Origin of the sequence: Lyngbya aestuarii BL J (genome assembly GCF_000478195.2) — a bacterium.
In the GTDB taxonomy this organism is placed as follows: Bacteria; Cyanobacteriota; Cyanobacteriia; order Cyanobacteriales; family Microcoleaceae; genus Capilliphycus; species Capilliphycus aestuarii.
In genome coordinates this window covers 1-11,720 of the sequence record NZ_AUZM01000119.1, presented here as the reverse complement: position 1 = coordinate 11,720, position 11,720 = coordinate 1, and the positions used below count along the sequence as shown (strand labels likewise).

Here is an 11,720-nt window from a genome sequence, read left to right as displayed (position 1 = left end):
GTAAATCAAACTTTACTGCCAATTTGGCAACAACGGTTGCACTCCAAGGATATCGGGTTGGGGTCGTAGATACCGATTTACCTTCTCCGGGTATTCATAACCTATTTAGTCTGGAACTCGAACCCACCGATAAAACCCTGAATAATTACCTTTGGGGCGATACTCCCATTGAAGAAACAGCCTATGATGTGAGCGCCAATGTGGGAGTAGAAAAAAACGGCAAACTGTATCTGGTTCCTTCTAGTTTTAAAGCCGACGATATTGCCCGGATTTTAAAGAATGGCTACGATGTCAAGCTGATGAATGACGGCTTTCGTCGTCTCGTCAAAGAACTTCAGTTGGATTATTTATTTATTGATACCCATCCCGGACTCTCAAAAGAAACCTTTTTATCGATTGCTATTTCCCACGTGTTGATCTTGATTTTACGCCCCGACAAACAAGATTATCAAGGAACGGCAGTGACAATGGATGTGGCACGACAACTGAAAGTTCGCAAAATGCTATTGGTGATCAATAAAGTTTACAGCACCCTGAATCGAGATGCGCTCAAACAAAAAGTCGAAGAAACTTATAACGAAAACGTAGCCGGAGTATTTCCCCTATCGGAAGATTTAGTGCAGCTTGCCAGCGAAGGGGTCTTTTGTGTGAAATATCCAGAACACCCCGTTAGTCAGGAGTTCCAGAAAGTCGCGCAGCAGATTCAGGAGGCTTAAGCAAAAATGTCAAATCTTGGAGATATGCAGTCCCTCGCCAGTTCAATTAGTGCGATGACTTCTCCCTTTCGGAACTATTTGAACGATCTCTATGAGAAGTATAAATCATTCAACGATGGGGCGATCGCCGATTATATCCCAGAACTAACCCTCGCCAAACCGGAATGGTTTGGGATTTGCGTTGTCACCACCGACGGACAGATGTTTGAAGTCGGGGAATGCGACCAATTATTTACCATTCAGTCGATCTCCAAAGCCTTTGTGTTTGGTTTGGCCCTCGAAGATCATGGGCGGGAATACGTTAACAGCAAAGTTGGCGTTGAACCCACTGGAGAAGCGTTTAACTCGATTGTCTTGGATGAAGTCACCAACCGCCCTTATAATCCAATGGTGAATGCCGGAGCCATTGCCACAACGGATTTGATCAAAGGAAACAATAGCACCGAACGCCTGAAACGACTCCTAGAGATGTTTAAGCGTTATACCGGGCGAGATCATGAAATTAATGTTCCGGTGTTCCTCTCTGAAAAATCAACCGGCAACCGCAATCGGGCCATGTCCTATCTGATGCTCAACTTTGGCATGGTCGGCGACAAGATTGAGGATACCTTAGATATCTATTTTCAACAATGTTCGATTATGGTGAACGCCCGTGACTTGGCGATGATGTCAGCCACCTTAGCCAATGGCGGAGTCAACCCCGTTACCCAAGAACGAGCGTTGGATGAACGTTATGTCCAAGATGTGATTAGCGTGATGCTCACCTGTGGGATGTATGATGGATCGGGCGAATGGCTGTATCGGATTGGCATCCCGGCTAAAAGCGGCGTTGGGGGCGGTATTACGGCCGTTGCACCGGGAAAACTGGGTGTTGGTACGTTTTCACCCCTGTTAGATGCTAAAGGCAATAGCCTGCGGGGAATTAAAGTCTGTGAAGATCTTTCACGGGATTTTGGCTTACACTTGTTTAACGTTGCTAAACCCGATCGCGATTTAGCCGCTTGGATTGATGGCAGTGAGGGTGACAGTTGGTGAACAAAAATCGTGTTTCTCTATCATCTCTGTTCAAAACCCTTCTATCCTTCCATCTGCCCTTGAGAGTGGTGTTAATCTTGATGTTTGTGCTACAGATCGGGGGAGTGGTGGGTTTGGTGGGTTATCTGTCCTTTCGCAATGGACAGAAAGCCGTTAATGAATTGGCAACACAACTTCGCTCTGAAATTACAGCCCGCATTGAAAAAGAATTGAGGGGATACTTTGAAACCCCTCACGAAATCAACCGCCTCAATGCCACTGCTTTTCAGTCGGGCATCCTGGATATCAGGAATGCAGCCTTCGGTGAGAGGCTCCTGTACCAACAGATGAGGATTGCTCCGAGCGTTGCCCTCGTCTACTGTGGAAGCGCCCAAAACGGCGAGTTTTTTGGGGTGTTGCGATCGCCTGAAGATGGTTCGCTTCAACTCTCCTATAGTAATCCCTCCACTAATTTTATTCGTCAGTATTATGGATTGGATGTTAGAGGTGAACGCACCTATTACTTGAGGGAAGCCAATAAGCCCTATGACTCTCGTCAACGTCCCTGGTATCTTGCTGCGGTTTCTGCACAAGAATATGCTTGGACGGATATTTATATTGCCTTTACCACAAAATTACCTAATATTACAGCCAGTCTGCCCGTGTACGATGAATTGGGGAATAATTTGCTCGGAGTTTGTGCAACGGATGTTGTCTTACCCGAAGAATTTAGAAATTTCTTACAGCGTCTAAAAATTGGTAAAACTGGGCAAGCGTTTGTGATAGATCGTCAGGGATATTTGATTTCCAATTCCAGCGATGAACCCTTGATGGTTGGTCGCGGCGAAACGGCTCAATCATTGCTTGCAGTAGATAGTCAAGATAAATTAGTTCGGGAAGCCGCAAAATACTTAGTTGAAAGATTTAAGGGGTTTGATCAAATTAATCAAGCTCAACAGCTAAAAATAAAAATTGGGGATCAAAAAAAGTTTTTAGATGTTTTGCCCTTTCAAGATGGTTTTGCATTGGATTGGCTGATTGTGGTTGTGGTTCCTGAAGCTGATTTTATGGAGCAGATTAATGCTAATACTCGCAATACTATTCTATTGTGTTTTGCGGCATTACTTTTAGCGATTGTGATGGCTATTCTTACGGGAAAATGGATGACTCAACCGCTACAACGGGTCTCTCAGGCTTCCGATCAACTCGCCCAAGGTCAGCTTAATCAAGAGGTAGAACCCAGTTTTATTACGGAAATTTTGACTTTGGGTAACTCCTTTAATAGTATGGCAAAACAACTGAAAAGCTCTTTTAAAACTCTAGAACGAAAAAATGAAGAATTGCGAATTGCGGAAGAAAATTATCGCAGTATTTTTGAAAATGCGCTAGAAGGGATTTTTCAATCGAGTCCTCAAGGCCGATATATTAGTGTTAACCCCGCACTGGCTAGAATTTATGGTTATGATTCCCCAACAGAGATGATGAATAGCATTACGAATATTGGCGAACAACTTTATGTTAATCCCCAACAGCGGACACAATTTAGAGAGTTGTTACAAAAACAGGATACAGTTAAGGGTTTTGAGTACCGTTGTTATTGTAAAGATGGTCGCATTATTTGGACAGAAATTAATGCCCGTGTCGTGAAAAATAGTCGGGGTAAAGTTCTTTATTATGAAGGCATTGTCAAAGATATTACTGAACGCAAACGCCAAGAAGATGAACTCAGACGACAATTAGAAGAATTGAAAATTGAAATCGATCACAAAAAACGACAAGAAGAAGTGGCAACCCTCACTGAGAGTAGTTATTTTCAGGAGGTGCAGCAAGAGATGGCAGAGATCAACTTAGATGAATTTTGGACTGAGAATTCATAATTATGAACGATCCATGTTCTCTGACCCGGTGTCTCCTGTTCCCTATTCCCGATCATAATATCCACTCGGAAGCCCGTTCTCCGAGATCGAGAGGAATACTCACCGCTTTACCCAGGCGAGGTTTTTCTTTCGTATTTTGAATGTAGTCTTTCACCAACTCTACACTTCCCCATCCGTTCAAATACTGGGCGATCGCATTCAAATGAGCGATGTAGTCCGCCTCACTCAAGGGAAAAGACATCTGTTCGAGATACTTCCACATGATCTGTAAGAAAACTTTGCCTCGGGTTCGCCGTAGCTGAACGTCATAGGATACGCCCCACTTGTCCAACACTAGCTGATGTAGTTCTTTTCCCGTCATGGCTCGCTCCTGAATAAACCCCTCATATTTACATTCTGTAATAATAAAAGACCAAGTTAAAAAAATGTAATAATGCTCTAATGATGGGAAAAAACCGTACAGAATCATTCTTTAAGGTCTTGACCCATAGCAGACTTGGTGCAATAGTTCAAGCGAATCTGCAATACATTTTTTGTTTGTTGGCTCCAAAGTTCTCGAAAACTAACATAAGACAGAATCAACTGCGTCAACTATGACTCAAATTTCTGAAACGCCGGAAGTCCCCGATATGGGGCGTCGTCAATTTATGAACCTTTTAACGTTTGGGTCAGCCACAGGCGTAGCTCTGGGTGTGCTTTACCCCTTCGTTAAATATTTTATCCCTGCTTCAAGCGGTGGTGGTGCAAGCGGTGTGACTGCTAAAGATGCACTCGGAAATGACGTAATTGCTAGTGAGTTTTTAGCCAACCATAACCCTGGCGATCGCACTTTAGCCCAAGGCTTAAAAGGTGATCCGACCTACTTGGTGGTAGAAAATGACAGCACCTTAGCAGACTATGGCATTAATGCCGTCTGCACCCACTTAGGTTGTGTTGTTCCTTGGAACGGTAGCGAAGACAAATTCATCTGTCCTTGTCACGGTTCACAGTATAATGCCCAAGGTAAAGTTGTTCGCGGACCTGCTCCTTTGTCTCTAGCGTTGGCTCATACCAATGTTGAAGATGATAAAGTTAGCTTTACTCCCTGGACAGAAACCGACTTCCGTACCGGTGAAAACCCTTGGTGGGCTTAATAAACTGATAGCAATTGAAACGGTGATTAGGGTAGAGAGTAATGACAAATCCTAGACGGTGAACTGTTTGTTCTACTGGTGTCTGTTCCCTCTTGTCTGTTCCCTGCCATACATAAAATTTGGGATTGGGGAGATTTAACGGTAAGATTCCTAATCTCAAGTAAAATCCTTTGACTTTGAGCGAGTTAAGAACATTACTAATGTCAAAATCTGACCAAACTGCAATGCTGCATCGTAGCATTCGGGCAACTTGGAAGATGGCGCTGGTTGCGATCGCAACGGTGACTTTCTTTCTAACCAGTGATATTGCCCTTCCTCAAGCGGCTGCTGCCTATCCTTTCTGGGCGCAGCAAACGGCACCGGCGACTCCCCGTGAAGCGACTGGACGAATTGTTTGTGCAAACTGTCACCTCGGTGCTAAACCGACTGAAGTTGAACTGCCTCAGTCTGTTTTACCGGATACTGTGTTTAAAGCGGTGGTTAAAGTTCCCTATGACACCAGCGCCCAGCAAGTTTTAGGGGATGGTAGCAAAGGCGGTTTAAATGTCGGGGCTGTTTTGATGCTTCCCGAAGGCTTTAAAATTGCTCCGTCTGAACGAGTTCCTGAAGAATTAAAGGAAGAAGTGGGCGATCTCTACTTCCAACCTTATAGCGAAGATCAAGATAATATTGTCTTGGTTGGGCCGCTACCGGGTGAACAATACCAGGAAATTGTCTTCCCCGTTCTCTCTCCTGATCCGAGAACAGATGCTTCTGTGACTTACGGTAAATATGCTGTTCATGTCGGTGGAAACCGAGGTCGCGGTCAGGTTTATCCGGCTGGAAACCAAAGTAATAACGCGGTTTACAAAGCTTCTGCGGCCGGTACAATTACTCAAATTACCTCTGAAGAAGGCGTTGGCTACCAAGTCAGTATTGAAACGGCTGAGGGTAAAACGGTGGTGGATACTGTTCCTCCTGGCCCGGAACTGATTGTTTCAGAAGGTCAAGATGTCACCGCTAGTCAGCCCTTGAACCAAGATCCTAACGTCGGTGGTTTTGGTCAAGCGGATACTGAAATTGTCTTGCAAAGTGCAGGTCGCATTCAGTGGTTGTTGGCTTTCTTTGCTTTGGTGATGTTGACTCAAATTCTGCTGGTTCTCAAGAAGAAACAGGTTGAAAAGGTTCAAGCTGCTGAAATGAACTTCTAGAATTGGCTAAGGTTCAATCGAATCTTAATGTTGAGGAGTTAGAGGTTAGTTGTGAGGGAGACTTCAAGGTTAACTTCTGACTCCTCAAATTTTCTTCTTTTTGTTCAACCTGTTGACTTAGCAATACACAAACACTCTATTTTGTCAAGATGCCGATTTTGGGCTTTTGCTTCCAAGCTGAAAATTGATGCGTCGCTGTTTAAAAATTTCTGTCAGGATGTGCTGATATTTAACCACAGAATCAGGGTTTTAGGCTTTATTTTGACGTGTAGACAGAGTAACCCCTTGGGAGGTGTTTCTTCAAGTGTACCAGAACCCCTATGATTTCGTCAACTATTTAAGAAATTTTCTCAATTAAAAAACCGATTTTACCCATAAACTTTTATTTTTCAAAACCATTTCCTGTTATTGATTAGAAAAACTTAACTTTTGAATCTTTATCTTGAGGAGTTAGAGGTTAGTTGTGAGGGAGACTTCCAGGTTAACTTCTGACTCCTCAATTTTTAGGGGATTGTGTAACATAGGTTTATAAGACAATCACTAAATCAGATTTAGACAAAATACATGGTAAACAACCTTAAAATTGATGAAAAACTGCTGGAAGAAGCTCTTGCTTTAAGTGAGTATTCAACTGCAAATCTCTTGATTGAAGCGGCTTTGCGCGAATACATTCAACGTCGAAAACAACTCAAAGTCTTGGATTTATTTGGGACAATTGACTATGACGAAGATTATAATTACAAGCAACAAAGACAAAACCAATGAATAATTATCTTCAATGTCTGATTGATGTTCTTCCAGCACTTATAGGTTTTCTTATAGCTGGATGTATACTACGGTATTTTATTTATGAGAGAAATTCTAGAGGAATATTGTATTCAAGTTTAGGCTTTATCTTATCAGGTTTTATTACTCAGACGGGGTTTGATAATTATGAAAATTTTAAAAACTTTATCGTTGAAAATAAAGACCTTTTAAATTTTCCAATTGTATCCACAGTTTTAGCTCTTTATCTAGTAAATAAAGCTTCAACAGATCGTGCTAATAAAAAAGAAAGAAGAGAAACATCAATTCTTTTTGTCAACGCTATTAATTCTCAGGTAGATTCCTTGAATTTTATTCAAATCTATTTTTCCTGGGAACATCTTAAAGAAAATCAAAAATATATTGATTTTTATTTGGAAAGATTCAAAAAGAATGAATACTTTATTACGGCTTTCAATAAAATTGGTATCTATGATGAATTTGCAATAGATTTAATATCTAGATACTTCGTTAAGTTTGAAGAGACTTTAACCTATATTGAAAGACTATTCATAGAGCTTAATTTCGATCTGAAGGAAAAATCTTTAGAAGAGGAAGAAAAAAATAAATATATCCCTCAATATAGGCTAACTTTCATTTACCCAAAAATATCAATAACTATCACTTTAATTTTTGCTGCTTTGTGTATTTATTTTTTGGATAAAAATTATAAAAAGGAAGATATCAACAAAGTTAACAAAAGATTTTTAGATGAATTTCAAAAATATCTTCAACCTTTAAGAGAAGACTTTCAATTTACGCACATCTGTAAAATCAACCAAATAGTTGCTAGTGCTTTAGTTCAAGATCTCAAATATGTTAGAGAAAAGTATAAAAAAATTAGTCGAGATGCTTATATCACAAACCCAATTAATGAAGAACCTATTTATATCATTCAAATATTATTTAATGATATTCTTATCAGTCAAATCTTATCCGATAATCTGATCTTACAAGAAAGATATCGCATAGCAACTCATAACTGTACAATTGTAACATTTGGACGCTCAGAAATAGAAGCCAGACAACATGGCGAAAGTCTTTTGAAGAGTTATATTGATAATTATATTTCTGAAACACAGGATGTGGATGAACAAAAATTTCAGAAAATTATACAATATTCTGAAAGAAAAATTGATATCATTTCTCCTTGGGGATAACTGTTAAATTCTATCAATATATAAAATTTGTGGCGATGTCATGCTTTTTGATTTCATCAGCGCGATCGCTATCTGGAACGCTCAAAAATCGCCAAAAACCAGCTATTTTCTAGAGATATTGTAATTTTTCAGGCTTTGAAGTTTTCAATAAATTTCACAACTCAACAATAACGGGAGTATGATCGCTAGGTTTTTCTAATTTTCTAGGCGTTTTATCAATCACACAACTTTTGGCTTTTTCATACAGAGATGAACTTAAATAATGATGATCGATGCGCCATCCTTTGTTGCGAGGAAACGAGGCGGCGCGATAGTCCCACCAACTAAATTGTCCGCTTTCGGTGTTAAACTTGCGGAAGGCATCAGCTAACCCCAAGTCTAGAATCTCTTTTAACGCTTGACGTTCGGTGTCCGATGCCATGATATGATTTTCTCGACCAATAGGATCATGAATATCTCGATCTTCTAAGGCGATGTTAAAGTCTCCACAAACGCAGATATTTGGGGTTTTTTCTAGAGTTTTTTGGAGATATTCTTTTAAGAGTTTTAACCAACTGAGTTTGTATATGTACTTCTCACTTCCGACACTAGCACCGTTGGGAACGTATAAATTAATAACTCTAATTCCGTCAATTGTTCCAGCGATGACTCGTTTTTGTTCATCAAAAGTTTGAACGGTATTTTCATCTAAAATAGCGGTAAAACCCAGACTAACATCTTCTAAAGGTTGACGACTAAAAATTGCTACACCATTATAAGCTTTTTGTCCAGAAATATACAGATGATACCCTAAATATTCAAAAGGTGATCGGGGAAAATCTGGATCAATAACTTTAGTTTCTTGTAAACACAAAATATCAACAGGGTTAGCCTGCAACCAAGCTAACACCTGTTCTTTGCGGGTACGAATAGAGTTAACATTCCAAGTCGCTATTTTCATTATCGATTAATAGAATGAGTAAATCCTAAATTTATCCCTTTGATTATTGTTACATAAAACAGTTCATTTTGACAATCTATATTATTTTTCAAAGCTACAACTCAGTAGGGTGGGTGAGAGTAAAAACTTGATCATCTCAGCAGTTGAATCATGGGTTGTCACCCACCCTACAATAAACCGAGTTTTGTAACTTAAATGGGACAGGATAACCCTTCTGAACGTTGGCTAAATCGAGCATTTTCTCGATAGTCAACTGGACAATCAATCACAGTCGGAACATCTTGCGCCAGTGCTTCTTTTAAAATCGGAACTAAGTCCGTTGCTGAGTTTACCCGATAGCCTTTTAATCCCATACTTTCGGCAAATTTGACAAAATCAGGATTTCCAAATTTAATGAAAGAAGAATCACCATAATGGTCTTCTTGCTTCCATTCAATTAACCCATAACCGCCATCATTAAAAACAATTGTCACAAAAGGAGTTCCCACCCGTAAAGCTGTTTCTAACTCTTGGCAGTTCATCATAAACCCGCCATCCCCTGTCGCGGCGACGACCTTCAAATTAGGATTAACTAATTTCGCCGCCATTGCACCAGGAATAGCAATTCCCATCGCTGCAAACCCATTAGAAATAATACAAGTATTCGGGCGATCGCAATGAAAATGACGAGCAATCCACATTTTATGAGCGCCAACATCAGAGATAACAATATCTTCTGGCCCTAACACCTGACGTAAATCATAAATCAGTTTTTGAGGTTTAATCGGGAAGCCATCATCATCGGCATATTGTTCGTAATCGCGACGAATATATGAGCGTAATTTTAGCCCATAAGGTTCAGGTTTTCCGGTGCGATCTGAACGGCGCAAAATTTCATTGAGTGAGTCTGAAATATCTCCGACAATTTCCGCGATGGGGATGTAACTACTATCGACTTCAGATGGAGTCGCACTAATGTGAATAATAGGAATTGTGCCTTCGGGGTTCCACTTTTTCGGAGAATATTCAATCAAATCATAACCGATAGCAATCACCAAATCAGACTTCTCAAAAGCACAACTAATATAATCGCGCTTTTGTAATCCGGTCGTCCACAATGAGAGGGGATGAGTGTAGGGAATCGCACCTTTCCCCATAAAAGTATTCACAACCGGAATATTGAGTTGGGTGGCAAACTCAGTCAGAGCGTCACTGGCATTAGCTCGTAATGCTCCATTTCCCACTAAAATAATCGGATTTTTAGCCTTAGAAATAGCAACGGCTGCCTCATTCATACTGTGATAAGCAGAATAAACTTTTTCACGCTTATCTCGTTGGAGGGGTTCTCCGATTGCTTCCATTCCCGCAATATTTTCGGGGAGATCAATATGTACAGCACCGGGTTTTTCCGCTTGGGCAAGTTTAAAGGCTTTCCGAATAATTTCCGGGGTGTTACTCGGTCGAACAATTTGGGAATTCCACTTCGTTACAGGCGAAAACATTGCCACCAAATCTAAGTATTGATGGGATTCAATGTGCATTCGATCGGTTCCCACCTGTCCGGTAATCGCCACCAGAGGCGCACCATCGAGGTTTGCATCTGCCACTCCTGTCATTAGGTTAGTTGCTCCTGGCCCCAGGGTGGATAAACAAATTCCAGCTTTTCCGGTCAGGCGTCCATAGACATCTGCCATAAAAGCGGCCCCTTGTTCGTGGCGGGTGGTAATAAACTGAATGGAGGAGGCTTTTAAGGATTCAAGAACGGCCATGTTCTCCTCTCCCGGTAGTCCGAAGACATACTGTACTCCTTCATTTTCGAGGCATTTGACCAGAAGTTCTGCTGTGTTCATGTCAGGTCTAAAAATTGGAAATTAGGAAATTCGATGAAATTGATTGCCCATCGGAATGAAAATGGATTCAAAGCTGAGAATGAATCGGTTGACTTGATTACTAACTGCAATCAGGATCAACTTAGATTCAATGGCTCAGTTTTGCCTGAATTATTTTAGCTTTGAATCCTAAATTCCGAATTTGTGTTACTTAATCCAAACGGTTTTAATGTTGACAAATTCGTGAATACCCTGAATACTTAACTCTCGTCCGTAGCCTGAGCGCTTGATTCCGCCAAAGGGTAAACGAGGATCGGACTTGACTAAACCGTTAATAAAAACAGCACCCGCTTCGAGTTCGGAGATTAAGCGATCGCGCTCCGCTTCATCTGTCGTCCATGCGCTTGCACCCAAACCAAAGACAGTGCTGTTTGCCAGTTTTATCGCTTCATCTAGGCTGGAGACTCGGAACATCAACGCTACAGGGCCGAAAAATTCTTCGGTGTAGGGAGGGGTTCCGGGTGGAATATCGCTTAAGATGGTAGGCGGATAAAAGTTTCCCGGTTGTGCCAGGGGTTGACCGCCAATCAGCACTTTTGCACCTTGTTCGACGGAGGCTTTCACCTGTTTGTCGATGTCTTGTAAAATGTCTGGGGTGGCTAACGGCCCGATATCGGTATCGGTTGCCATCGGATCACCAACTTTTAAGGCTTGGAATTTTTCGACCAAACGCTGTTCAAATTCATCGGCGATCGCGGAGGCTAAGATAAACCGTTTTGCGGCAATGCAGGACTGACCATTGTTTAACAACCGAGCGGTAACTGCCGTTTCAACTGCCGCTTCTAAGTCTGCACTTTCGAGAACGACAAACGGATCACTACCCCCCAATTCTAATACAGTTTTTTTAATGTGTTTTCCGGCTAGGGAAGCGAAACTCATCCCCGCTGGTTCACTTCCGGTAAGCGTGCCTGCTTTCACCCGATCATCACTGATCACTTGCGCGACTTGACCTGATCCGATCAACAGGGTTTGAAAGACGCCTTCGGGAAAACCCGCTTGAGTAAAGATGTCTGCGATC

11 protein-coding genes are annotated in these 11,720 nt (G+C 41.4%); 7 read left to right on the top strand and 4 right to left on the bottom strand.

All coding sequences use genetic code 11. The annotated features are described in order from the left end of the window. The 3 genes from M595_RS26140 to M595_RS26130 form a co-directional block, all read left to right on the top strand. On the top strand, nt 1-716 hold a 716-nt coding region (locus M595_RS26140; protein ID WP_023069591.1), incomplete at its 5' end, for a MinD/ParA family ATP-binding protein. Nucleotides 717-722: 6 nt separating this feature from the next. After that, nucleotides 723-1,751, top strand: a complete 1,029-nt coding sequence (glsA, locus tag M595_RS26135) for a glutaminase A (RefSeq protein ID WP_023069592.1) — start codon at nt 723-725, stop codon at nt 1,749-1,751. An 80-nt stretch (nt 1,752-1,831) separates the two neighbouring features. Next, nucleotides 1,832-3,607, top strand: a complete 1,776-nt coding sequence (locus M595_RS26130) for a PAS domain S-box protein (RefSeq protein ID WP_083492883.1) — start codon at nt 1,832-1,834, stop codon at nt 3,605-3,607. 52 nt (nt 3,608-3,659) lie between these two features. Here M595_RS26130 and M595_RS26125 read toward each other — a convergent pair whose 3' ends face one another. Further along, nucleotides 3,660-3,968: a DUF3067 family protein gene (locus tag M595_RS26125; protein ID WP_023069598.1), complete on the bottom strand. Its 309-nt coding sequence runs from the start codon at nt 3,966-3,968 to the stop codon at nt 3,660-3,662. A 232-nt stretch (nt 3,969-4,200) separates the two neighbouring features. Between M595_RS26125 and petC the strand changes: the two genes are divergently transcribed. From petC to M595_RS26105, 4 genes are all read left to right on the top strand, one after another. Further along, complete coding sequence (gene petC / locus M595_RS26120) at nt 4,201-4,740, top strand: cytochrome b6-f complex iron-sulfur subunit (protein WP_023069589.1); 540 nt, start codon at nt 4,201-4,203, stop codon at nt 4,738-4,740. A gap of 200 nt (nt 4,741-4,940) precedes the next feature. Continuing rightward, nucleotides 4,941-5,930 carry a cytochrome f gene (gene petA, locus M595_RS26115; protein ID WP_023069586.1) on the top strand — a complete coding sequence of 330 codons (990 nt, stop codon included), beginning with the start codon at nt 4,941-4,943 and terminating at the stop codon, nt 5,928-5,930. Nucleotides 5,931-6,494: 564 nt separating this feature from the next. Then, nucleotides 6,495-6,695 carry a type II toxin-antitoxin system VapB family antitoxin gene (locus tag M595_RS26110; RefSeq protein WP_023069593.1) on the top strand — a complete coding sequence of 67 codons (201 nt, stop codon included), beginning with the start codon at nt 6,495-6,497 and terminating at the stop codon, nt 6,693-6,695. Continuing rightward, a complete protein-coding gene (locus tag M595_RS26105) occupies nt 6,692-7,894 on the top strand; it encodes a hypothetical protein (RefSeq protein ID WP_040484706.1) in 1,203 nt (400 codons plus the stop codon). The genes M595_RS26110 and M595_RS26105 overlap by 4 nt, the downstream gene beginning before the upstream one ends. A 154-nt stretch (nt 7,895-8,048) precedes the next feature. Here M595_RS26105 and xth read toward each other — a convergent pair whose 3' ends face one another. The 3 genes from xth to M595_RS26090 all read right to left on the bottom strand — a co-directional run. Next, nucleotides 8,049-8,834 carry an exodeoxyribonuclease III gene (gene xth / locus M595_RS26100; RefSeq protein WP_023069587.1) on the bottom strand — a complete coding sequence of 262 codons (786 nt, stop codon included), beginning with the start codon at nt 8,832-8,834 and terminating at the stop codon, nt 8,049-8,051. 191 nt (nt 8,835-9,025) lie between these two features. Then, the gene (locus M595_RS26095; protein WP_040484705.1) at nt 9,026-10,663 is read right to left on the bottom strand and encodes an acetolactate synthase large subunit; all 1,638 of its coding nucleotides are present in this window, start codon (nt 10,661-10,663) and stop codon (nt 9,026-9,028) included. A 186-nt stretch (nt 10,664-10,849) separates the two neighbouring features. Continuing rightward, nucleotides 10,850-11,720, bottom strand: an 871-nt coding sequence (locus M595_RS26090) for an aldehyde dehydrogenase family protein (protein ID WP_023069596.1), incomplete at its 5' end; no start/stop codon positions are given.